General features: G+C 66.1%; 17 protein-coding genes. 7 read left to right on the top strand and 10 right to left on the bottom strand.

Features of this window, described 5'->3' with window-relative positions; translation table 11 throughout:
- Positions 1-8: 8 nt before the first annotated feature.
- Positions 9-3,344 (top strand): UvrD-helicase domain-containing protein, encoded by a 3,336-nt coding sequence (locus BLU04_RS12650; protein ID WP_093286692.1) that lies wholly within the window; start codon positions 9-11, stop codon positions 3,342-3,344.
- A 21-nt stretch (positions 3,345-3,365) separates the two neighbouring features.
- Here the strand turns inward: BLU04_RS12650 and BLU04_RS12655 are convergent, their stop codons facing one another.
- The gene (locus tag BLU04_RS12655; protein WP_093286695.1) at positions 3,366-4,175 is read right to left on the bottom strand and encodes an AraC family transcriptional regulator; all 810 of its coding nucleotides are present in this window, start codon (positions 4,173-4,175) and stop codon (positions 3,366-3,368) included.
- Positions 4,176-4,288: 113 nt separating this feature from the next.
- Here BLU04_RS12655 and BLU04_RS12660 point away from each other — a divergent pair, with 113 nt between their 5' ends.
- Genes BLU04_RS12660 through BLU04_RS12675 form a run of 4 tightly spaced genes read left to right on the top strand, consistent with a single transcriptional unit; the run spans position 4,289 to position 8,365 of the window.
- Entirely contained in the window at positions 4,289-5,038 is a 750-nt protein-coding gene (locus tag BLU04_RS12660) for a sugar phosphate isomerase/epimerase (protein ID WP_093286697.1), read from the top strand.
- 31 nt (positions 5,039-5,069) lie between these two features.
- Entirely contained in the window at positions 5,070-6,170 is a 1,101-nt protein-coding gene (locus tag BLU04_RS12665; protein WP_093286700.1) for a Gfo/Idh/MocA family oxidoreductase, read from the top strand.
- Between the two features lie 10 nt (positions 6,171-6,180).
- Complete coding sequence (locus BLU04_RS12670) at positions 6,181-7,344, top strand: Gfo/Idh/MocA family oxidoreductase (protein WP_197672959.1); 1,164 nt, start codon at positions 6,181-6,183, stop codon at positions 7,342-7,344.
- Between the two features lie 19 nt (positions 7,345-7,363).
- On the top strand, positions 7,364-8,365 hold the full coding sequence (locus BLU04_RS12675) for a sugar phosphate isomerase/epimerase family protein (RefSeq protein ID WP_093286702.1): 1,002 nt from the start codon (positions 7,364-7,366) through the stop codon (positions 8,363-8,365).
- A gap of 79 nt (positions 8,366-8,444) precedes the next feature.
- On the opposite strand, the gene BLU04_RS12680 is transcribed toward BLU04_RS12675, so the two are convergent.
- The 7 genes from BLU04_RS12680 to fsa form a co-directional block, all read right to left on the bottom strand.
- Complete coding sequence (locus BLU04_RS12680; protein WP_093288664.1) at positions 8,445-9,251, bottom strand: nickel/cobalt efflux transporter; 807 nt, start codon at positions 9,249-9,251, stop codon at positions 8,445-8,447.
- A complete protein-coding gene (locus BLU04_RS12685; protein WP_093286705.1) occupies positions 9,158-10,816 on the bottom strand; it encodes a methyl-accepting chemotaxis protein in 1,659 nt (552 codons plus the stop codon). The genes BLU04_RS12680 and BLU04_RS12685 overlap by 94 nt, the downstream gene beginning before the upstream one ends.
- Before the next feature lie 172 nt (positions 10,817-10,988).
- The gene (locus BLU04_RS12690; protein WP_093286707.1) at positions 10,989-12,095 is read right to left on the bottom strand and encodes an ATP-dependent 6-phosphofructokinase; all 1,107 of its coding nucleotides are present in this window, start codon (positions 12,093-12,095) and stop codon (positions 10,989-10,991) included.
- Positions 12,096-12,171: 76 nt separating this feature from the next.
- On the bottom strand, positions 12,172-14,031 hold the full coding sequence (gene glsA, locus BLU04_RS12695) for a glutaminase A (protein ID WP_093286710.1): 1,860 nt from the start codon (positions 14,029-14,031) through the stop codon (positions 12,172-12,174).
- Between the two features lie 351 nt (positions 14,032-14,382).
- Positions 14,383-15,390 carry an aspartate-semialdehyde dehydrogenase gene (locus BLU04_RS12700; protein WP_093286713.1) on the bottom strand — a complete coding sequence of 336 codons (1,008 nt, stop codon included), beginning with the start codon at positions 15,388-15,390 and terminating at the stop codon, positions 14,383-14,385.
- 25 nt (positions 15,391-15,415) lie between these two features.
- Complete coding sequence (gene mutT, locus BLU04_RS12705; protein ID WP_093286715.1) at positions 15,416-15,979, bottom strand: 8-oxo-dGTP diphosphatase MutT; 564 nt, start codon at positions 15,977-15,979, stop codon at positions 15,416-15,418.
- Between the two features lie 23 nt (positions 15,980-16,002).
- Positions 16,003-16,650 carry a fructose-6-phosphate aldolase gene (gene fsa, locus BLU04_RS12710; RefSeq protein WP_093286718.1) on the bottom strand — a complete coding sequence of 216 codons (648 nt, stop codon included), beginning with the start codon at positions 16,648-16,650 and terminating at the stop codon, positions 16,003-16,005.
- Positions 16,651-16,730: 80 nt separating this feature from the next.
- Between fsa and BLU04_RS12715 the strand changes: the two genes are divergently transcribed.
- Positions 16,731-18,332 carry a family 1 glycosylhydrolase gene (locus BLU04_RS12715; RefSeq protein ID WP_093286720.1) on the top strand — a complete coding sequence of 534 codons (1,602 nt, stop codon included), beginning with the start codon at positions 16,731-16,733 and terminating at the stop codon, positions 18,330-18,332.
- Positions 18,329-18,970: an MBL fold metallo-hydrolase gene (locus BLU04_RS12720; RefSeq protein WP_093286723.1), complete on the top strand. Its 642-nt coding sequence runs from the start codon at positions 18,329-18,331 to the stop codon at positions 18,968-18,970. The genes BLU04_RS12715 and BLU04_RS12720 overlap by 4 nt, the downstream gene beginning before the upstream one ends.
- Before the next feature lie 35 nt (positions 18,971-19,005).
- Here the strand turns inward: BLU04_RS12720 and BLU04_RS17180 are convergent, their stop codons facing one another.
- Both BLU04_RS17180 and BLU04_RS12730 read right to left on the bottom strand, forming a co-directional pair.
- Positions 19,006-21,531, bottom strand: coding sequence for an ATP-binding protein (locus BLU04_RS17180; protein WP_093286725.1), 2,526 nt, complete (start codon positions 21,529-21,531; stop codon positions 19,006-19,008).
- 21 nt (positions 21,532-21,552) lie between these two features.
- Complete coding sequence (locus BLU04_RS12730) at positions 21,553-22,725, bottom strand: HD domain-containing phosphohydrolase (protein ID WP_093286728.1); 1,173 nt, start codon at positions 22,723-22,725, stop codon at positions 21,553-21,555.
- Between the last annotated feature and the right edge of the window lie 9 nt (positions 22,726-22,734).

Raw genomic sequence — 22,734 nt, forward strand, 5'->3', positions numbered from 1 at the left:
CCCCCTTCATGAACGACCGGGACCGGTTCCTGGAAGAACTCGACGCGAACTTCTCCGTCCGCGCCGCCGCGGGGACCGGCAAGACCACCTCCCTCGTCGCCCGGATCGCCCGCATCGCCGAGCGGCACCCGGAGCGGCTGGCGAAGCTCGTCGTCGTCACCTACACCCACCGCGCCGCCGACGAGATGCGCGTCCGCCTCCGGGGCGATCTCCTGAAGCAGGGCGGGGCCGCCGCCCATTCCCCCCTCGTCCGCCACGGCCTCTCCCAGCTCTTCATCGGCACCATCCACGCCTTCTGCCTGAAGCTCGTCCGCGAATACGGCCTCTGGATCGGCTACGGTGCCGAGATCACCGCCGAGGCCCACGACGATCCCCGGCTCCTCCGGGATTTCGAGAAGAGCCGCCAGGGCCAGGACGGGGAGACCGCTCCCGCTTGGCGCGAGACCGTCCACCGCCTCGTCCCCGCCCGGCAGGTCACCGCCCTCGCGAAACACCTCGGGGAAAAGAGCGTCGACTGGGGGCGCTTCATCGCCGCCCCGGCATTCCTCGAACGGGAAGCCGCCACCGCCGCCCGCCTCGCCCGCCTCCGCCTCGATCCCGCCGCCCTCGACGACCTCACCCACAAGCGGGCCGACACCCAGGCGAACATCGAGCGGTGGCAGCGCCACTGGCGGGCCCTCGCCGCGTCGTGGGAGAAGGGAAACGGCTTCGTCGCCGTCCCGAAGTACGACAACAAGGGCGGCACCGAGCTCAAGGACCGGTGGCCCGAGGCTCTCGCCCCCTGGCTCGACGCCCTCCTCGACGGCGCCCTCCTCGCCGCCGTCCGCGAGGCCGCCGCCTTCCAGGAATTCCGCCTCCGCACGGGCCGCCTCTTCTTCAGCGACCAGATCGTCCTCGCCCGCCGCCTCTTCGAGGAACCTTCCCTCCGCACCCTCCTCCTCGGCGAGGGCTACCACCTCCTCCTCGACGAGGCCCAGGACACCGACCCCCTCCAGTTCGAGATCCTCGTCGAACTCAGCCGCCCCCCCGGCAGCGCCCCCTTCGCGTGGCCGGGCAAACCCGATAGCCATAGCGATCGCGATGCCGCCGCCGCGCCGATCCCGGGCCGCTTCATCATGGTCGGCGACGCCCAGCAGGCCATCTACCGCGATCGCGCCACCCACGCCCTCTACCTCCGTTACCACGAGGCCCTCGTCGCCTCCCCCGGCGGCGCGGAACTGACCTTCGCCGAAACCTACCGCTGCCGTCCCGGCGTCACCGCCTTCGTCAACGACCGCTTCCCCCACGTCCTCGACGGGCGGGACGGCCAGACCCACTTCGTCCCCCTCGTCCCGGCCCGGAACGATCTTCCCGGCGCCACCCTCCGCTGGCGCGTCCCCCTGCCTGATTCCGACTCCTCCATCCCGCTCGGCAATGCCGACGAGAAAACCGAATGGGAAGCCCGCTGGCTCGCCCGCCGCCTGAAGGAATGCGGCCCCCGGGCCCTCGGCGCGCCCCACTGGGGCGAGGTCGCCCTCCTCTGTCCCGCCCGGAAATGGCTCGCCCAATGCCGCCAGGCCCTCCTCGAAGAAGGGCTCCCCGTCCGCCTCCACACCGACCGCCCCCGCGCCGAGCGGCCCGAATACCTCTGGCTCACCGCCCTCCTCACGATCCACCTGGAACCGACCAACGCCTTCGAGATCGTCGGCGTCCTCCGGGAGCTCTACGGCATCGACGACGACCTCCTCTTCGCCTACCGCCACGACACTCCCGGCGAGAAGGAGAAAAAGAAAAATCCCTTCACCCTCCGAGGCCGGGAAAACGGGACCCCTTCCCTCTTCGACTCCATCGATCCCATCGGCCCCCTCCTCGATTCCCTCTCCCGCTGCCGCGAGGCCGCCGTCGACCTTCCCCTCGCCGAGGCCGTCGCCCTGTGGGTCGAGCGGACCGAGCTCCGCCAGCGCCTCCTCCGCCTCCCCGGCGGCGAGGAAGAAAAGGCGAACCGCCTCCGGGGCCTCGATTCCCTCCTCCTCGCCGCCCACGCCGCGCAGGGCGAAGAACGCGACCTCCGCGACTTCCACCGGGAACTCCTCCGCGGCCTCGACCGGAACGCCCCCGTCTGGGAAGGGGCCGCCGCCTCCGAACCGCGCATCGAGCTCATGACGATGAAGAAGGCCAAGGGCCTCCAGTGGAACGCCGTCATCATCCCCTTCATGGGCCGCGGCACCGTCGAGGGCGGCCAGACCGATTATCCGAAGCTCCTCTGCCCCCCCGGCGTCGAATCGCCCGACGACATGGGGATCGCCTACTCCCCGACGATGAAGATGACTCGCGCCCGGGAGCTCGACGCCCGGGACGACGCCGAGGAGACCCTCGAACGGGAGCGCCTCCTTTACGTCGCCGCCACCCGCGCCCGCTACACCCTCCTCTGGATCGATGACGAGGCCCTCTGGAAGGAAGGGAAGACAAGGAAGCAGCCCCGCTCCGGCTACGAGGCCATCCGGGGCCGGAGCTATCCCGATCCCGAGGCCAATCCCCTCGATCTCAGCGCCGAGGCCCTGGCCGAAACGTTCACCTCCCCCTTCCCGACCGAAGCCGAAGCCGCCCTCCCCGCGCCGCGGATCGATCCGTGGCCCGCCGCCCCTGCCGCGCCGCTCCGCCTCCCCGCCCTGCGCGGCAAGAAAACGCCAAGCCAGCACGACGAGGTCCCCCTCCCTCCCGATCCCGACGGGGAAACACCCGACCTCCCCCTCCCGATCCCCACGATGAAGTCGTCCCTCCTCCCCCGCCGCCCCTGGGCGGGGCAGGACGAGGAGGGAAGCGAGGCCATCCGTTACGGCCTCTGGTGGCACGACATCGTCCACCGCTGGCCGTGGATCGCTAACGCCGATACCCGGAAAATCGACGCCTATTGTCAGGCCATCCTGGCCGAACTACCCGAGCTCCCGTCCACCTCGCCCCTCCGCGAGCGGGGCGAGCGGGAATTGGCCCTCTTCCGCGCCTCCCCCCTCCCCGCCCGCCTCGCCGCCGTCGCCGCCGCCGGCGGGCTCCTCCAGGAGACACCCTACTCCCGCCTCGTCCCGGGCGAAGGAGGAAGCGTGGCCACGGTCGAGGACGGCATCCTCGACCTCGCCTGGCGGGACGAGGCTGGGCTCTGGCACATTCTCGATTGGAAGACCGACCAAGCCGGTCCCGCCCTCCCCGGGAACGAAAGCCATGAAAAGGGCGTTCGCGGTCCCGACCACTTCCGCCAACGCTATGCCGACCAGCTCCAGGCCTACCGCCTCACCCTCGCCGACCTCGGCCTCCCCGTCGGCACCTGCTCCATCTACAGCACCGCCCTCGGCATCGAGATCGCCGTTTGATTCCGCCGAAGCAGGGTTGCTCTAGCGAGAGAGCGGCCCGATCTGCTGCCGCCGGTACGCCGTCGGCGTCATCCCCTGGCTCCCCCGGAACGCGTGGATCAGCGCCGAGGCGTCGGCGAAGCCGCATTCCACTGCCACCCGCTTGATCGGATGCCGCGTCGAGGCCAGCTGCTCCTGCGCCGCCCGGATCCGCCGCGCCATCAGGGCCTTGTGCGGGCTCTGCCCCAGGTGGAGGCGGAAGGCATGATGGAGATGGGCCGCCGACCAGCCGACCCGCTTCGCCAGCGCCTCGACCGAACACGGCTCGGCATAATTCCGGTCGATCCATTTCAACGCCTCCCGGATCGGCTCCGGCAGCTTCGCCTGCTCCTGCTGGCGGCTGAAGCGGTAGACCGAGAACAAAAGGCGGCTCACCGCATAATGGAGGAGCAAGTGGCGGTCGAACGCCGGATTGTAGAACGCCTTCACCGTCTCGGAGACAAAGGCATTCCGCTCCTCCACCTCGGGCCAGCGGGAGAACCGGGGAATCCCGAGCCCCTCGGGCCGGTCACTCTGCAGCGCGATCGCGAGGCAGCGGTAGGGATTCTCCCACTCGCTCCGGCCGATGCTGTCGTCCCCCGGCTTGTGCCAGATCAGATCGCCCGGCACGACCTCGCGCCACTCCTCCCCCTCCCGCACCCACCCCTTGCCCCCGGTCATCAACTCGATCAATTCATGTCCGGGCGGGATCATCTTCGGCACCGGATGGACGCCCGGCGATTGATGGTAATGGGAAAGGCCGAGCAGTTTCAGCCGGTCGAACTGAATGGGGCGGGGGTCCGACGTTTTCACAACAGATCATAGTTTTAGACAATTCTATTGAATTGGAAATCGAATTCATCTGCTTAAGACTTCATTCGATCCAAGTTTAAAACAACTTCCCAACCTTTCCTCTCCCCCCTCCCATGAGCCAATCGATTCCCTTCGGCGTCCAAAGCTGGTGCTTCCGTCACTTCAAGACCAATGCCGAGGTGGCGCAGAAAGTCCGCGAGATCGGCGTCGACAGCATCGAGCTCTGCGGCGTCTATGCCGACTTCGCCAAGCCCGAGACCATGGACGAGGCCCTCCAGCCCTACCGCGCCGCCGGCATCTCGATCCTCTCCATCGGCGTCCAGACCTTCGAGGGGAACGACATCGAGCGCGCCTGGTTCGAGTCGGCCGCGAAGCTCGGCGCGAAGCACATCTCCGCCCACTTCAAGATCGATTCCTACCTGAAGGCGATCCCGAAGGTCCGCGCCTGGTCCCGCGAGTTCGGCATCCGCGTCGGCATCCACTGCCACGGCGGATACATGTTCGGCGGCTCGCCCGACGTCCTCGAATACCTCCTCTCCATCGGCGGCCCCGAGATCGGCCTCTGCATCGACACCGCCTGGGCCATGCAGATCGGGCCGTGGCTCGGCCAGCCCGTTGAATGGGTGAAGAAATTCTCCGGCCGCATCTACGGTATCCACTTCAAGGACTTCGTCTTCGAGAAGAACGGCCAGTGGAGGGACGTCGTCGTCGGCGAAGGCACCCTCGACCTCCCCGCCTTCACCGCCGCCCTGAAGGAAAGCGGCTTCGACGGCATGGCCGTCGTCGAATACGAGGCCGACGTCGAGAACCCCGTCCCCGCCCTCACCCGCTGCGTCGCCTCGATGCGGGCCAAGGCCGTCTAATCCATCCTTCCCTCCAATCACCCCAAGCAACATGAGCACCCCCTTCAAAGTCGGCATCATCGGCTGCGGCAACATCAGCAACGCCTATCTCAAGGGCGCCCAGGTCTTCCCAATCCTCCAGGTCGTCGGCGTCGCCGACCTCGACCCCGCCCGCGCCAAGGCGAAGGCCGACGAATTCGGCGTCACCGCCCACACCGTCGAGAGCCTCCTCGCCGATCCCTCCATCGAGCTCGTCGTCAACCTCACCGTCCCGAAGGTCCACGCCTCGGTCAACAAGGCGATCCTCGAGGCTGGCAAGCACGCCTACACCGAGAAGCCCTTCGCCCTCGACCTCGCCGAGGGGATCGAAGTCATCGAACTCGCCAAAAAGAAAGGCCTCCGCGTCGGCTGCGCCCCCGACACCTTCCTCGGCGGCGGCGTCCAGACCGCCCGGAAGATCATCGACGACGGCACCATCGGCGAGCCCGTCGCCGCCGTCGCGAACATGCTCGGGCACGGCCCCGAGTCGTGGCATCCCGATCCCGAGTTCTTCTACCAGTACGGCGGCGGCCCCATGCTCGACATGGGTCCCTATTACCTCACCGCCCTCGTCAACCTTCTCGGCCCCATCAGGCGCGCCACCGGCTCCTCCCGCAGCTCCTTCGCGGAACGGACCATCGGGAGCGGCGCCAAGGCCGGGCAGAAGATCAAGGTCGAGGTCCCGACCCACTACGCCGGGGCCTTCGACTTCGTCTCCGGTCCCATCGCCAACCTGAACATCTCCTTCGACGTCTGGGGCCACCAGAACCCGATCATCGAGGTCTACGGCACCAAGGGGACCGTCCGCATCCCCGATCCCAACACCTTCGGCGGCATCGTCGAGGTGAAGCTCGAGGGCGAGAAGGAGTGGACCCAGATCCCCCTCACCCACAGCGACCAGGTCTGCCGCAGCATCGGCCTCGCCGACATGGCGACGGCGATCCGGAACAATCGCCCCCACCGCGCCAGCGGGGAACTCGCCCTCCACGTCCTCGAGGCGATGCTCGCCGTCCCGATCGCCTCGGAACAGGGGAAGCATTACACCTTCCAGACCACCGTCCCGAAGCCGAAGGCCCTCCCCGTCGGTCTTGCCCTCGGCGAACTCGACGCTTAATTTTCCAGGCATGAAGATCCGGATGGGTATGGTGGGCGGCGGACAGGGTGCCTTCATCGGCGCGGTCCACCGCATGGCGGCGAACCTCGACGGCCAGATCGAGCTGGTGGCCGGGGCCTTCAGCTCCGACAGCGCCCGCTCGAAGGCGAGCGGGAAGGAACTCTTCCTCCCCGAGGACCGCTGCTACGGCTCCTACGCGGAGATGTTCGCCGCCGAGGCGAAGCTTCCCGCCGAGAAGCGGATCGAGTTCGTCGCCATCGTCACGCCGAACTTCCTCCATTTCCCCATCGCGAAGGCCGCCCTCGAAAGCGGCTTCCACGTCCTCTCCGACAAGCCCGCCACCCTCGACCTCGCCGAGGCGAAGGAACTGGCCAGGATCGTCGAGAAGACCGGCCTCCTCTACGGCCTCACCCACAACTACACCGGCTACCCGCTGGTGAAGGAAGCGCGGGACCTCGTCCGCTCCGGGAAGCTCGGCGCGATCCGCAAGGTCGTCGTCGAATACCCCCAGGGCTGGCTCGCCCAGCGGCTCGAGGACTCGGGCCAGAAGCAGGCCGACTGGCGGACCGACCCGAAGCGCGCCGGGATCAGCTGCTGCGTCGGCGACATCGGCACCCATGCGGAGAACCTCGCCGAATACGTCACCGGCCTCCGGATCGAATCGCTCTGCGCCGACCTCTCGACCTTCGTCGAAGGCCGCGCCCTCGACGACGACGCCAACGTCCTCCTCCGCTTCGAGGAGAAGAACGGCGTCCGGGCGAAGGGCCTCCTCCATTGCAGCCAGATCTCGATCGGCGAGGAAAACGGCCTCAACATCCGCGTCTACGGCACGAAGGGGAGCCTTGCCTGGCGCCAGGAGGAGCCGAACACCCTCGTCCTCCGCCGGCCCGACCAACCCCGCGCACTCGTCCGCGCGGGGGACGGCTGCCTCGGGGCCGCCGCCAAGGCCGCCACCCGCCTCCCCATGGGCCATCCCGAGGCCTTCCTCGAGGCCTTCGCCAACCTCTACCGGAATTTCGCCGCCCTCGTCCGCGCCCGCAAGGAAGGGACCACCCCCTCCGAGCACGCCCTCGACGTCCCCGGCATCGCCGACGCCGTCCGAGGCATGGCCTTCATCGAAACCGTCGTCGCCAGCTCCCGCAGCGCCGACAAATGGGTCTCCCTCCCCCGCTAACATCGACCTTCCCTTACTTATGCCCCGCCCCGTCACCCTCTTCACCGGCCAATGGGCCGACCTCCCCCTCGACACCCTCGCCGAAAAGGCGAAGCACTTCGGCTACGACGGCCTCGAACTCGCCTGCTGGGGCGACCACTTCGACGTCTCCCGCGCCGTCACCGATCCCGATTACGGCGCGAAAAAGAAGGCCCAGCTCGAGAAGCACGGCCTCCACGTCTACGCGATCTCCAACCACCTCGTCGGCCAGGCCGTCTGCGACCAGATCGACGCCCGCCACCAGTCGATCCTTCCCGCCCACGTCTGGGGCGACGGCGATCCCGAGGGCGTCCGCCAGCGGGCCGCCCACGAGATGATCGAGACGGCCAAGGCCGCCGCCAAGCTCGGCGTCACCGTCGTCAACGGCTTCACCGGCAGCGCCATCTGGCACCTCCTCTACTCCTTCCCCCCCGTCCCCGACGCCTGGATCGAGAACGGCTTCGCCGACTTCGCCCGCCGCTGGACGCCGATCCTCGACGCCTACCAGAAGCTCGGCATCCGCTTCGCCCTCGAAGTCCACCCCACCGAGATCGCCTTCGACATCGCCTCGACCGAGCGCGCCCTCGCCGCCATCAACCACCATCCCGCCTTCGGCTTCAACTTCGACCCCAGCCACCTCGCCTATCAGGGCGTCGACTACGTCGCCTTCATCGAGAAATTCGCCGACCGGATCTTCCACGTCCACATGAAGGACGTCTGGTGGTCGGAAAAGCTGACCGAAGCGGGCGTCTTCGGCGGCCACACAAGCTTCGGCGACCGCCGCCGCTTCTGGGACTTCCGCTCCGTCGGCCGGGGCCGGGTCGACTTCGAGGCCGTCATCCGGGCGCTCAACCGCGCCGGCTATCGCGGCCCCCTCTCCGTCGAGTGGGAAGACAGCGGCATGGACCGCGAACACGGCGCGACCGAATCGGCCGCCAACGTCCGCCGCCTCGATTTCCCCGTCTCGGATCGCGCGTTTGACGCGGCGTTCGACAAGAAGTAAAGGCGGGAAGGGTTCGTCCGCTAGTTCCCCTATCCGCTTGGGAGGAGCGACGCTTCCAAAGAGCGCAGAGCTCCTTCGCCTAGATCAAGTGCCGTAACCCCTGCCAGAAGAAGAACAGGCCGAGGCACGAGACCAGGATAAACGAGACCCACGGCGCTCTCTCGGCCCACACGCCGAAGCCGCTCCACCGCGTCGAGAGGTGGCGGAGGCTCAATGCCGCGACCACGCCGGAGAGAACCATCGTCAGCGCCAATCCCGCGCTGAAACAGAGCACCAGCCAGACGCCGAGGGCCACCTTCTTCAGCTGCAGGCAGACCATCAGCACCGTGATCGAGGCCGGGCAGGGAACCAACCCGCCGGTCAGGCCGAAGAGGATGATCTGCCCCGTCGTGGCACTCCCGCTGCCGAATTTTCTCTTGATCTCCTCGGCATGGGCCCGGGCATGGTCGTCGAGGCCCGCTTCCTCGGCGGGGGAATGACCGTGGCTGTGGCTATGGCTGTGCCCGTGGTGGTCATGATGGTCGTGATCGTCCGCCGAAGGCCGGGCCCGGCGCAGGGAGCGGAACATCCAGAAGGCGAGGGCGAGGACGGTCAGTCCCGAGAACATTTGAAACCACGGTTCGGTCCCCTCCGCGCTCCAGCGGCTCCCGAACGACAGCCCCGCCATCGCCACGATCCAGACGACGAGGGAATGGGAGAAAGCCGTCGAGACACCCAGCAGGACGGCCTGGCCCACGGTTCCCCGGACGGCGACGATGAACGCCGCCATCATCGTCTTCGAGTGGCCCGGCTCTAGCCCGTGAAGGAACCCGAGGGCAATCGCCGTGAGGGCGAAGATTGCCGCGTGGCTTTGGCCTTGTTGGAGGAGGGAGACGATGTCGGGCATGAGGGCCAATCTCGGCCCTCCCCCGCCCCCCCGTCAACCTTCTTCGCCATCTCGCCGCCCGTCAGGAGGACGATGGAGCCGATCTCCTGGCGCAGGCCGTCGGCCTCGCGGTAAAGCTCCTGCGTCGCGGCGGCCGTCTCCTCGGCCCCGGCGGCGTTCCCCTGCGTGATCTGGTCGAGTTGGGAAACGGCGCGGGTGATCTGCTCCAATCCCTCGCTCTGCTCCTTCGAGGCGACGGCGATGGCGCTGACCAGGACGTCGACCTCCCGGGTCTTCCCCGCAATGGCATCGAGGCTCGAACGGACACCGTCGGACTGGGTCGCCAAGGTCTCGATCTGGGCGGTGACCCGCTCGTTGATCGCGACGGCCTGAAGGCTCTGCTCCACCGAGGCGTCGATCATCGCCGAGGTTTCCCGGGCCGCCTGCGTCGCCCGCTGCGCGAGGTTCCGCACCTCGTCGGCGACGATGGAGAACCCCGCCCCCGCCTCGCCGGCCCGGGCCGCCTCGACGGCGGCGTTCAGCGCCAGGATATTGGTCTGGAAGGCGATCTCGTCGATCGTCTTGATGATCTTGCTGACGTCGCCGCTGGAGCTCTTCACCCCTTCCATCGCCCGGCGCATCTCCTGGCTCGCCTCGCGCATGGAGGCCATCTCGACGCTCATCGTCTGGGTCCGCCGGACCCCTCCCTCGGCCGCCCCGCAGGCCTCGCTCGAAAGGGCCTTCGCCTGGACGGCGCTCTCGGTGTTGCGCTTCGTCATGCTGTTGAGTTCCTCGACCGAGGCGCTCGTCTCCTCCAGCGAGGCGGCGGCGCCGCTCGCGCTCTCGGCGACCGATTGGCTCGCCGACGAGATCTCCTGGGAAATCGCCGAAACCTGGTCGGAACTCCGCGTCAGCCCCCGCACGATCGTCCCCAGGTGGTGGCCCGTCGTGCGGATGAAGTAGGACGTCCCCCAGATCAGGATGAGGAAGACGGGGGCCATCCAGGCGGCAAACCAAAGCATCGTCGCGCGGAACTGCACGTCGATGTCGTCGATGTAGACCCCGGTGCCAACGACCCAGTTCCATGGCTCATAGAGCGCCGTGAGGCTGATCTTCCGAACCGGCGCTTGGCCATCGCCCCGGGGATTGCGATAGAAGCTGGTCCCGCCCGTCTTCGCGTTCGCGAGCAGTTCCCGGAAGATGTAGACGCCGTCGGGATCCTTGACATCGACCCGGTTCGTCCCTTCCAGCTTGGGGTTCATCGCATTCAGGAGGGAGACACCCTCGGTGCTAAAAACGAAGAAATAATCGTTCGTATTATAACGGAGCGTCCGCAGCGTCGCGATCGTTGTCTTCTGGGCCGTCGCCACGTCGCACTCCCCGCGTGCCGCGCGATCCCCTTGCTCCTTCACGATCCCCATCGCCATCTCGACGAGGTTCTTTTCCTTCATCACCCGTTCCTCGAGCAGCGTCTTGCGCAGGAAGGAAAGGGCCAGCCCGGCCATCAATACGTAACCGAGGATGCTGATGACGGCCAAAATCAAAAAGCGGCGCGACAGAGTGAGGGGCTTCTTGTGTGAGCTCATGGAGAGAAAGAGAACAAAATGTTCATGTTATTATCATTACCCCCCAAGCAGACATCGAAAGCCTAAAGCCCGTTCTCCGGCGACCGAAAGAAAAAAGCGGCGCGTGGGTTGAAATACCTACGCGCCGCTTGGCGAAACCGACTGAAAAAAGGCCTTAGATCGTGTTAATGACCTAGTCCCCGAAGGTGATCCCGATCGAGCGGGCCGCGTCGACCATCTGGCCGCCGGGGGGGACCGTCTTCAGCTGGCCGACGGCCTCGGGAATCGAGACCGAGCCGATCTGGTCGTTGATGTAGCTGACCATGTGTCCGAATTTCTTCTCCTCGATCAGCTTCACAGCGCCGACGCCGAAGCGGGTGCCGAGGATCCGGTCGAGGGTCGTCGGGGCGCCGCCGCGCTGGAGGTGGCCGAGGACCATCGTCCGCGTCTCGCGACCGGTCCGCCGCTCGATCTCGTCGCAGACCTGCTGGCCGATGCCGCCGAGCCGGACCTCGCCCTTGTGGCCGCCCTTCGCGGAGACCGTCCCCTCCTTCGGCATCGCCCCTTCGGCGACGACGATCATCGTCGTCTCATGGCCGTTGCCGACCCGGTGGACGATCTCCCGGCAGATCTTCTCGTAGGAGAAGGGAATCTCCGGGATGAGGATCATGTCGGCCCCGCCCGCGATGCCGCCGTGGAGGGCGATCCACCCGGCGTGCCGCCCCATCACCTCGAGGATCATCACCCGCTTGTGGCTGCGGGCCGTGGTGTGGAGCCGGTCGAGGGCCTCGGTGACGCACTCGACCGCCGAGTCGAAGCCGAAAGTCATCGCCGTCGCCGAGATGTCGTTGTCGATCGTCTTCGGCACGCCGATCGTCGGGATGCCGTTCTCGAAAAGCTGTTCCGCCGTCGTCAGGGAGCCGTCGCCGCCGAGGCAGACGAGGGCGCTGATGCCGAGGCCCTCGATCGTCTCCCGCGCCTCGCTGATGATCTCCTTCGGGATCAACGCCTTGTCCCCGAGGCCGACCTTCGCGACGAAGCGGCCCTTGTTCGTCGTCCCCAGGATCGTCCCGCCGAGCGCGGTGATGCCGTGCGTGTTGTCGACCGTCAGGGGACGGTAACGGACCGGGGAAAGGAGCCCTTCGTACCCGTCGCTGAAGCCGAGGACTTCCCAGCCCCGCGTCTCCGCCGCGCAGACGGTGCCGCGGATCACGGCGTTCAATCCGGGGCAATCCCCTCCGCTCGTCAAGATGCCGATCCGATAGGGGGTGGAAAGGGAAGCGGAAGCAGGAGCCGTCATGCCATCGTGGTAGCAGGATCGGTGCCGCGAGGGCAGCACTAATTCGCCAAGGAGACGAGTCCGGCGCGGGAGTGGATCAAGCCGACAATTCCTCGAGCGCCTCCAGCTGCCGGTTCGTGTGGCGGACCTTGGCGGCGAGCTGAAGGGAGAGGTTGTGGAGGAGCTTGATGCGGATCGAGGGGGAGGTCCGGGTGAGCTCGTCGAGCTTCCGCAGCGAGAGGATGTCGAAGACACATTCGGTGTCGGCGACGACCGTGGCCGAACGGACGGCGCTCCCCGTCATCGCCATTTCGCCGAAGGCCGAGCCCGGGCTGACCGTCGCGATCCGGCGGGGCGTCGCGTCGGGCGTTCCCGAGAGGGGGAGGAGAATGCTGAGGCTTCCCCGGGAGAGGAAATAGATCTCCCGCGAAAGATCGCCCGCCCGGATCAGGACCTCGCCCGCCGAAGCCGTCCGCTGTTCGAGGAGGCTCTCCATCGTCCCCAGCTCCTCCTCGGTCAGGCCGAGGAAGAGGGAATAGTACCGGCGCGGGGCCGAGGGGTCCGAGGCGCGGGAGGCCTCCTTCTGGCGGAAGTCCCGCAGGAGATGATTCTCGCACCACTCCAGCGCGGCATCGGTATCGGCGACGATGTCGAAGCATTCCCCCGGGGAGCCGTCGGGATGATCGACGAACGACTCGATCAGCAACGGCACCGACTTCGCATGGGAGAGGACGACGCCGACGCCCGCCGCGAGGGAGGCCTTGATCGTCTCCCGCAGGATGCCGCAGGCGCTCCGGTTGACCCCCGTCACCCGGCGGCAGTCGAGGATGAAGAAGCGCTTCTCCCCCTTGTCGAGATGGGTGTGCAGCGTCCGCGCGACGACCTCGGCCGAGGTGAAGGTGAGGTTGCCCTGGAGCTGGAAGAGCTTGATCCGGCCCCCTTCCTTGTCGAGGAGGCGGACCTCCTGCGCCAGGCCGATCCGGGTCGAGTGGAAGTCGGCCCCGCTGAGGATCGAGCGGACGACCGAGGCGTCGTTGATCGGCGGGGAAAAGAGGTGGAGCTGCAGCTCCCGGGAAAGCTCCTCGCAGAGGCGGACGCCCCGGACGCTGTTCCCGTGGGGATCGAGGCGGGGGGAAAAGACGCCGACGCCGAGCTGCCCCGGCAGTACCGCGATGATGCCGCCGCCGACGCCGCTCTTCGCCGGGAGGCCGACGCGGTAGATCCACTCGCCCGCCGAGTTGTACATCCCGCACGAGGCCATCACGCTGAGGACGTTCGGCACGTATTCCGCCGCCAAGGCCCGCTCCCCGGTCAGCGGATTGACGCCGTTGTTCGCGAGCGTCGCCGCCATCACGCCGAGGTCGCGGCAGGTCACCGAGGTGGAGCAGATCTGGAAATAGAGTTCGAGGACCGATTCGAGGTCATCGCCGAGGCGGTCGAAGCCGCGCAACATGTGGGCGATGGCCCGGTTGCGATGGCCGGTCATGCTCTCGGAACGATAGACCGCCTCGTTGTAGAGGAGGGGCCGTCCGGCATAATGGGAGAAGGTGGCGAGAAGGCGTTCGAGTTTCGCCTCGCCGGGAATGAGCCCGCACGTGGCGATCGCCCCGGCGTTGATCATCGGATTGCGCGGGCGGCCCGTCGTCGGCTCGAGGCTGATCGAGTTGAAGGCATCGCCCGTCGCCTCGACGCCGACCTTCGCGAGGACCCCCTCGATGCCGCATTCCTCCAGCGCCTTCCCGTAGAGGAACGGTTTCACGATCGATTGGATCGTGAACGCCTGCCCCGTGTCCCCGACCTCGTAGACCGCGCCCGTCGCCGTCACCAGGCAGATACCGAACCACTCCGGATTGGCCTTGCCCAACTCGGGAATATAGGTGGCGACTTCCCCCTCGAACAGCGGCGCATATTTGGCGTGGAGCGAGCGCAGATAGCCGAGGATCGAATCAGGGGCCATAGATAGGGAAAAGACTTGAGGAAAAACGGAAGAAAAACAATGCCTTTCATGCAACTGATATTTCCTCACGTTCGACATTGTAGCCCAATAAAGAATCCCTCTCCCAGTAGGAGCCTGAGCGTCTTGGTCCCGTCTCGCCCCGCAACCCATACCCTCGGGCGCACCGGAACCATCCGATCTTAATCCAGTGAGGAGACGAGGCGCCGTCCAAGCGCGTCCGCCTAGTTCAGGCCCTCAGAAGGGGAGGTGCGAGGAGGGGCAAAGCCCCTCTTGGGCTATAAAGCGGATCGCATCCAGCTGTACAGGGTCGACCCCGCCAGCCCCGAAGGGCCCCCCCGCAGGACAACGCCCCTACCCGATCAAACACTCCGCAATCTGCACCGCATTCCACGCCGCGCCCTTCAGCAGCTGGTCGCCGCTCACGAAGAGGGCGAGGCCGTGGCCGCCGGGGTTCGACTGGTCTTCGCGGATGCGGCCGACAAGGATGTCGAGCTTGCCGCTCGCCTCGAGGGGCATCGGGAAGTAATTCGCCTCGCGGTCGTCGACGACGGTGACGCCGGGAGCCTGGGAAAGGATCTCCCGCGCCTCCTCGGGCGAGAGCGGCTTCTCCGTCTCGATCACGACGGCTTCCGAGTGGGCCCGGAGGACGGGGACGCGGACGCAGGTGATGACGAGGGGAAGCGCAGGGAGATGAAACATCTTCCGCAGCTCCTCGCGGACCTTGGTCTCCTCCTCGTTCGAGCCGTCGGCGCCGATGGCCGTGTTGTGCGAGAAAACGTTGAAGGCGATCTGGTGGGGGAAGACGCTCTTCGTGATCGGTTCCCTGGCCACGTACTGCTTCACCTGGGCTTCGAGCTCGGCCATCGCCTGCGCCCCGGCTCCGCTCGCCGACTGGTAGGTGGAGACGATGATCCGCTTGATCCCGGCCTTCCGGTGAAGGGGCCAGAGCGCCGTGCCGAGGATGGCGGCCGTGCAGTTCGGGTTGGCGATGATGCCCTGGTGGACCTTGAGGTCGCCGGGATTGATCTCCGGGACGACGAGGGGGACGTCGGCGGCCATGCGGTAGGCCGACGAGTTGTCGATCACGATGGCCCCGGCCTTCACCGCGGCGGGGGCGAATTCCTTCGACCGGGAGGCCCCGGCGCTGAAGATGACGTAATCGAGCCCGGCGAAGGCTTCCTGGGAAAGGGCCAGCAGCGGCACTTCCTTCCCCTGGAACGTCATCGTCTTGCCGACCGAACGCGCCGAGGCGAAGAGGCGGAGTTCCCCGACGGGAAACTTCCGGCTCTCCAACAGCTTGACCACTTCATGACCGACGGCACCCGTGGCACCGACCACACCGACCTTGTATTGCTTCATCTCAATCTCTCTTCTCTATCTTACTTCAAATGGGACCAGTCTGCTGCGACTTCGGAGGCGCCGACTGGAGTTTCTTTATTAGCGGCTCGTCGGCGGGAGGAAAGCGAAAGTTCCCCAGTTCGGAGGGGAGGACCCATTTCCAGGCCGCGACGTCGATGGCCTGGACCTCGCCCCGGACGATCCGGGCCTCGAGGAAACAGAGCTTCACTTCGCCGCCGGGATACTTGTGCCGGATCGTCGCAAAGAGGCCGCCGACGACGACCTCGACGCCGATCTCCTCCATCAGTTCCCGCTTCAGCGCGGCGGGATAGCCCTCGCCCTGCTCCAGCTTCCCGCCGGGGAACTCCCAGAAGCCGCCGAGGCTGTCCTCGGCCTTGCGCTGGGTGATGAGGATCCGGTCCCGGTCCCGGATGATGCCGGCGGCGACCCGCAGCGGCCCGCGATGGCGGCGTCCGCCCTTTCCCTTGCCGCCGGGATGAGGCCCGCGCCGACGCTCCGGGGGCTTCCCCTCCCCGGCAGCAGAAGGGGGAACCCCCCGACGCCGCCGTCCCGAGGGAGCGGCGGACGATGGAGGATTCCCCCTGTTCATTTCGAGGCGGAGAAGCCGAACCCTTAGAGGTTCGCGACCTTCTTCCAATCTTCGAGGAACTGCTTCAGGCCGCTGTCGGTGAGCGGGTGCTTGATCACCTGCTTGATGACGGAGAAGGGCGCCGTGATGACATCGCTGCCGATCTTGGCCGCTTCCATGAAGTGATACGGCCCGCGGGCCGAGGCCGTCAGGATCTCGGTGTCGAAGCCGTAGTTGTCATAGATGAGGCGGATGTCGCGGATCAGCTGGAGGCCGTCCTGGCTGATGTCGTCGAGGCGGCCGACGAAGGGGCTGATGTAGCTCGCCCCGGCCTTGGCGGCGAGGAGGGCCTGGTTCGCGTTGAAGCAGAGGGTGACGTTCGTCTTGATGCCCTCGGCGGTGAAGCGTTTCACGGCCTTGAGGCCCTCGGGGATGAGGGGGACCTTGACGACGATGTTCTTGTGCCAGGAGGCGAGTTCCTTGCCTTCCTTGTACATCTCGTCGGCGGTGAGGCTGACGACTTCGGCGCTGATCGGGCCGTCGACGATCTGGGTGATCTCGGTGATGAGCTGTTTGAAGTTCTTCCCGGCCTTCGCGGCGAGGGACGGATTGGTGGTCACACCATCAATGAGGCCCCAGTCATTGGCCTCCTTGATTTCGGTGGTGTCGCCGGTATCGATGAAAATCTTCATAGGGTGTCCTTCTTAATCCCGACGACGGCGATTGACAAACCTCAATTACGGAATAATTACGCATTACCGTCATAACGATCATGAGCGCTCCCCTCCCCTCCTCTCCCTTTCTCTGGGGAGTCGCCACTTCCTCCGACCAGCACGAGGGGGGCATCAACGGGGAAAGCGAGCCCCAGAACAACTGGGCCTGGGCCGAGCGGGACGGGAAAGTCGAGACCATCGGCCCCGCCGCCCGCTTCTGGGAAAAAGCCGAGGGAGATTTCGCCCTCTGCAAGGATCTGGGGCTGAACGCCTTCCGACTCAGCCTTTCGTGGCCCCGCATCCAGCCCCTGAAGGAGCTTCCCGAGACGCCCGTCCCCTTCCGCAAGCTCGGGAAGGTCACCCCCCCGCCGTTCGACACCGCCGCCCTCGACCGCTACGCCGAGATCCTCGCCTCGGCCCGGAAGAACGGCCTGGAGCCCGTCGTCACCCTCCACCACTTCACCCATCCGGCCTGGCTCGGCGAAGACGCCTGGCTCAACCGCCGCACCGTCGACTTCTACCTCGCCTACGTCGAGACCGTCGTCCGGCACCTCCTCCCCGTCCTGATCGATCGGCACCAGGTCGCCCCGCCCCGCTACCTCATCACGATCAACGAGCCGAACATGCTCTCGGTCTGCCACTACCTCTTCGGCCTCTTCCCCAGCGGCCCGAGCTGGGGCCTCCATCCCGCCTACAGCGCCCTGGCCCACATGCTGGAGGCCCACATCAAGGCCCGACGGCTGATCAAGCGGCTCTATGCCGAGCTCGCCCCCCGGGCCGCCGCCCCGCTCGTCACCTTCAACAACTACTGCACCGATCTCTTCTGGACCGACCAGGCGTGGGTCCACCTCATGTTCGCCCCCTCCCGCGGGGTCCCGAAGAACGAGATCTTCCCCCACCTCTGGAAGGAAGCCCGGGCCTTCGACCGCTCCTTCTCCGAAGCCCGCCTTCCGATCCAGCCCCCGCTGCGGAACTTCATCGGCCAGGGTCTCAAGAAATTCCACCACTTCCTCGCCTGGGCCGGCTCGATCCACAGCGTCTGGGAACCCCTCATCGAGACCCTCTACGACGATGCCGCCGCCTTCCCCGGCGACCCGCCGATCGATTACCTCGCCATCGACTACTACGATCCCTTCATCGCCCACTTCCTCCGCACCCCCCATTGGGCCGACGACGTCTCCCTCCAGCACCGCCGCCCCCACGAGCACCTCCTCAACAGCATCACCAGCAAGTGGTGGGACTGGCACCTCCTCCCCGAGGGCCTCGCCTTCTACGTGAAGACCCTCCGCCCCTTCAACCTCCCCATCATGATCGCCGAGAACGGGATGGCGACCCGCCAGGCCCCGCCTATCGAAGGCCATCCCCAGCCGAAGGTCGGCCGCCGGGACAACCTCCTGCGGAGCGACTACATCCGCCGCCACGTCGGCATGGTGAACCAGCTGCGCCGGGAGGGGCATCCCCTGATCGGCTACCTCCACTGGTCCCTCGTCGACAACTACGAGTGGGGGACCTACGCCCCCCGTTTCGGCCTCTTCAACGCGGAGCGGACCCCCGCCGGGGTCGAATACGACGACAACGCGGCCAGCACCTACGCGGAGATGATCGCCATCAGCCGCCTCCCCTCGAACCTCGCCAAGATCCCGCCCACCTCCCTTTCATGAGCCAGACCCCTTCGCTGATCCCCTACACCGGGGGAGCCCTCTCGACCAACGCCTTCCTTATTCCGGGCGCGGAAAAGGGTTCCTGGATCGCCTTCGACGCCCCCGAGGGCCTCGCCGCCGAGGCGAAGCGGCAGGGATGGAAGATCGAAGCCCTCGTCCTCACCCACGGCCACTTCGACCACGTCTGGGACGCGGGCCGGATCGAGGCCGATCACGGCTGCCCCGTCTACCTCCACCCCGCCGACCGACCCCTGGTCGAGAACATCGATTACCTCACCCGCTTCGGCATCCGGGAGCGCTTTCCCCTCGTGAAGACCTTGACCGACCTGGAACTCCCCCCGCAGGGGACCGTTCCGTGGAAGGTCGGCGGACGGGATTTCACCCTCTTCCACATCCCCGGCCACTCTCCCGGCAGCATTGCGTTCTACGAACCGACCGAGGCGCGGATCTTCGGCGGCGACATCCTCTTCGCGGGAGCGGTCGGCCGGTGGGATTTCCCGGGAGGCTCTCAAAGCGATCTGCTGAACGGCATCAAGAACCACCTCCTCCCCCTCCCCGACGCGGTCGTCGTCTATCCCGGCCACGGCCCCGAGACGACGATCGGTGACGAGCGCCGGGACAATCCATATCTGGCATAACCGCTTGCCTTAAGCGCGGGCTGGAAGGCTCGCGGTCATTTTGGGCGGCTCGACTCGGACCGCTCCCAGTGCAAGGGGAGGCGAATCAAGAACGTGGTCCCCTTCCCGATTTCGCTCTCGAAGGCGATGGTGCCGCCATGCTTGTCGACGATAACGGAGTGGGCGATGGCAAGGCCCTGACCCGTTCCCTTTCCGACCTGTTTGGTCGTAAAGAAAGGGTCGAAGATTTTCCCCCGGATCGCTTCGGGGATGCCGCCCCCGGTGTCGGAGATGCGGACTTCGGCCCATTCCCTGTCGGCCGATGTTTTGGTGGAGACCGTGATCATCCCCTTGCCGCCGGAGAGTTCGTCGAGGATGTCCCCAATGGCGTGGGCCGCGTTGACGAGAAGGTTGAGGACGACTTGGTTGATTTCCCCGATACGGCAGGGAACGGGAGGCAGATCGGGATCGAGTTCGGTCGCAAGATCGGCGACGTATTTCCATTCGTTCCGCGCGACGGTGACGGTGCTTTCGATGGCCTGGTTGAGATTGACGGGGACCCGGTCTTCGGAACCCGGATGGGAAAAGTCTTTCATGGCCCGAACGATTTTCGTCACCCGCTCCAAGCCGTCGAGTGACTGGAGGATCGCCTTGGGGACTTCCTCCTCGAGGTAGGCGATGTCGGCGGCTTCCGCCGTCTCTTCGGCATCGTGGACGAGGCGGGAAAGCTCCTCCGTGCCGCACCCTGCCTTCACGCCGGTCAAGAGGAGGTCGTAACGATGCAGGAGTCCGGCGATGTCGGAAAAGGCTCCCTGGAGGAAGCGGTTATTGTCGCCGACGAATTGCGTGGGCGTGTTGATTTCGTGGGCGATGCCTGCGGCAAGCTGCCCGATCGATTCCATTTTTTGCGCGTGACGGAGCTGGATCTCCATGTCGCCCTTCTCTTTTTCCGCCTGGCTGCGGGCCAGGAACTGGCCGAGGGTGTCCGCCCATCCGCAAAGGTCTTCGATCAGGCTGCTGTCGGAAAGGATGGGATCGCGGAAACGGACCTCGACGACACCGGCAACGGCTTCGTCGAAAAAGATGGGAAGGGCCAAGGCGGTGCGCAAGGGCGGGGAAAAGGCGAGGCGCGGATCGGAAAGATCCTTGTCGGCATCTCCGATCCAGAGGGGCTGACCTTCTTTCCAGACGCGCCCGGGAAGGCCCTGCCCCTTTTCGAGGCCCTTTTCCGCCCCGGCCTGGATCAACCCGCCGAGGTCGAGCGTCTTGCGTTGCGCCGCGCCAACCTGCTTGAGCCTGTTCTCCGCCAGGTCAACGACCCAGAACGTGGCCAAGTCCCACTCGGTGGCGTCGGCGAGGGCCTGGGCGATGGCCGGCGCGGCTTCCTCCAGGTGACTGGAACTGGCGAGGGTGTCCATCATCTGGTTGCGGGCCAAAAGGCGGTGTTCCAGGAGTTTTTGCTCGGAGATATCCTCGACGGTACCGACATAGCCGGTGAATTGATCTCCCGCACCCAAAGGAGCCAGCCGCATGCGCAGCCAGAGAATGCGCTTGCGGCGGCGGAGGCGGTGGATGCTCTTGAGGGGCTGGCCGTTTTCATGGCCGCTTTTAAAGAGGGCGAGGACCCGCGCCTTGTCTTCCTCGTGGATCGGCTCGAACAGGCCCGAGCCGAAGAGCTGGGGCGTCCCGTAGATATCCTGGAGGACCTGATTGGAGTAGAGACAGAGCCCGTCGCGCCCGGTGACGAAGATGCCGAGGGGTGAGGCGTCGTTCATCGCCTGCAGTTCCTCCTGCTTGGCCCGCAGCGATCGCTCGGCCAGGCGCCGTTCGGCGTTCTCCTGCACGAGCTGTTCCGTCCTCTTGGCCACCTCCTCCTCGATCCGGACGTATTGGTTGCCGAGTTGTTCGGCCATTTGATTGAAGGAATGGGCGAGGGCGGCGAGCTCCGCTCCTTTTTCCGCTTGGACCCGGATGCTCCAGTCCCCTTTGCGCAGGGCTTCAGCGGCCTCCTGAAGCTGTTTGATCGGGCGAAGGACCGAACTGAGGAAAAGCGACGCGAAGGGCAAAGTCAGCCCCGCGGCCAAGCAGAGCATGAGAATGGTGTTCTTGCGGAAAATATGGACCGCGGCGTCTTCCTCCTCCTCGTCTTGCAGCGCCAGAATACGGAGCCCGCTTTTCAGGACGGTTCCGTAAGTCAGCCATTCCTGCCCGTTGTGATCGACGACATGGCCGATGCCCTGGGGCGTTGTGCGTGCCAACCAGCTGAATTGGGCATCATTTTTGAGGACAGCCTCGGGAGCCGAAACGATATGCCCGTCGGGAGCGAGAACGCAAAGGAAGCCCCTCTGGCCGAGCTGAAAGGACTCGACCTCGACGTTGGGTCCCTCGTTCCACGATTCGATCTGGGAAGCGATGCTTTTGGCCGCCGTTTCGAGGACGATGCTCACGGCCTTTTCCTGGGAGGCGTCGATGTCCCAATACAGCCACGTGCCCAGGGCGAAAAGAGGGGTCACGATGGCGACCGCGATGAGAAGCAGAATGCGAACCTTCAGTGAACCGATCTGGAGCCAACGCGAGATCATGGGGAGGCGTGGAGTGCGGCCTTATTCTTCGACGGTCACCGGCTCGATCAGGCGTTGGATGCGGGAAAAATTCCCGATGCGTTCCAGGAGAACGGGGGTGACCTCGCTACCGGCAGACACAACGATCAGACCGTCGGGCGTCATGATGTTGGAGACGAGCTTCTGGCCTACCTGAAGCTGGGCGAGGCGCATCTCGCGCCGCGTGACGCCGCCGGTCGGAGCAGCACTGCCCGGGAGGGGGCCGCCGAACCCCTCCCCCAGCGCCTCCTGGACCGCGAGGACGATGCGGGGGTCGAATTTGTCGGGTTCCTTGCGCAAGGCCATGAAGGCCTCAAGGCGGCTGATCCCGCGCGCTTCGCTGGCGACGACCTCGGAGAGGACGCGAAGCAGCCGCGAGCCGTAGGGGATGGCTTCCCCCGCCAGGGAATCGGCGGGGATGCCGGTGCCGTCGTAGTTCTTGCGTTGATAGCGGACGATTTCAGCAACCCCTTCAAGGCGGGGCACATTGGTCAGGAGATCGTGGCCGATGCCGGGAACACGGGAAAGCATGTCCTTCTCGGCCTGATTCAGCGCGCCGCCCTTGCGGGCCTTTTCGGAAACGGAGGCCGGGACGGTCACGCAGCCGAGGTGGCTGAGGAGGGCGGCGATTTCGAGCGCCCACCCATCGACGACACGATGGGTTTTGAGGAAGATGCGGACATAGTCGCGCAGGCGCTGGGCGACACCGAAGGATTGCGGCTCGACGAGGGAGAGGATATCGACGAGGACCTTGATGCTTCCGGCCAGGGTGCGCTCCAGGAGCTGCTTCTCGGCCGTGATCAGCGCATATTGGCGGAGGGCGTCCTCGATGGAAAGCTCGAGGGTTTCAGGCAGACAGGGCTTCGTCAGGAATCGGTAGACGCTGCCGCGATTGATGGCGTCGGTCGCCGTGTTTTGGTCGATGTTTCCCGTCAGCATCATGCGGACGGTTTCCGGCGCCGTTTCCCTCGCCTTTTCGAGGAATTCGACGCCCGACATGCCGGGCATCCGCATGTCCGAGACAATCACGGCATAGGGCTCCTCCCCGGTCAGCATCGGGAGGGCTTCCTGCGGCCCGAGCGCGATGCCGATTTCGAATTTCTTCCGGTAGTTGCGACGATGGGCGTCGAGGATTCCAGGATCGTCGTCGACGAATAGAACGCGGCGGTTGCTCATAAAGGGAGA

This window comes from Verrucomicrobium sp. GAS474 (assembly GCF_900105685.1).
GTDB lineage: Bacteria > Verrucomicrobiota > Verrucomicrobiia > Methylacidiphilales > GAS474 > GAS474.

What these genes read in the sequence shown, in the direction of transcription:
- BLU04_RS12675 (WP_093286702.1), top strand. Translation starts at nt 7,364, where the DNA reads ATGCCCCGCCCCGTCACCCTCTTCACCGGCCAATGGGCCGACCTCCCC.
- glsA (WP_093286710.1), bottom strand. Translation starts at nt 14,031, where the DNA reads ATGGCCCCTGATTCGATCCTCGGCTATCTGCGCTCGCTCCACGCCAAA.
- BLU04_RS12680 (WP_093288664.1), bottom strand. Translation starts at nt 9,251, where the DNA reads ATGCCCGACATCGTCTCCCTCCTCCAACAAGGCCAAAGCCACGCGGCA.
- BLU04_RS12685 (WP_093286705.1), bottom strand. Translation starts at nt 10,816, where the DNA reads ATGAGCTCACACAAGAAGCCCCTCACTCTGTCGCGCCGCTTTTTGATT.
- fsa (WP_093286718.1), bottom strand. Translation starts at nt 16,650, where the DNA reads ATGAAGATTTTCATCGATACCGGCGACACCACCGAAATCAAGGAGGCC.
- BLU04_RS12660 (WP_093286697.1), top strand. Translation starts at nt 4,289, where the DNA reads ATGAGCCAATCGATTCCCTTCGGCGTCCAAAGCTGGTGCTTCCGTCAC.
- BLU04_RS12665 (WP_093286700.1), top strand. Translation starts at nt 5,070, where the DNA reads ATGAGCACCCCCTTCAAAGTCGGCATCATCGGCTGCGGCAACATCAGC.
- BLU04_RS12715 (WP_093286720.1), top strand. Translation starts at nt 16,731, where the DNA reads ATGAGCGCTCCCCTCCCCTCCTCTCCCTTTCTCTGGGGAGTCGCCACT.
- BLU04_RS12720 (WP_093286723.1), top strand. Translation starts at nt 18,329, where the DNA reads ATGAGCCAGACCCCTTCGCTGATCCCCTACACCGGGGGAGCCCTCTCG.
- BLU04_RS17180 (WP_093286725.1), bottom strand. Translation starts at nt 21,531, where the DNA reads ATGATCTCGCGTTGGCTCCAGATCGGTTCACTGAAGGTTCGCATTCTG.
- mutT (WP_093286715.1), bottom strand. Translation starts at nt 15,979, where the DNA reads ATGAACAGGGGGAATCCTCCATCGTCCGCCGCTCCCTCGGGACGGCGG.
- BLU04_RS12690 (WP_093286707.1), bottom strand. Translation starts at nt 12,095, where the DNA reads ATGACGGCTCCTGCTTCCGCTTCCCTTTCCACCCCCTATCGGATCGGC.
- BLU04_RS12700 (WP_093286713.1), bottom strand. Translation starts at nt 15,390, where the DNA reads ATGAAGCAATACAAGGTCGGTGTGGTCGGTGCCACGGGTGCCGTCGGT.
- BLU04_RS12650 (WP_093286692.1), top strand. Translation starts at nt 9, where the DNA reads ATGAACGACCGGGACCGGTTCCTGGAAGAACTCGACGCGAACTTCTCC.
- BLU04_RS12730 (WP_093286728.1), bottom strand. Translation starts at nt 22,725, where the DNA reads ATGAGCAACCGCCGCGTTCTATTCGTCGACGACGATCCTGGAATCCTC.
- BLU04_RS12670 (WP_197672959.1), top strand. Translation starts at nt 6,181, where the DNA reads ATGAAGATCCGGATGGGTATGGTGGGCGGCGGACAGGGTGCCTTCATC.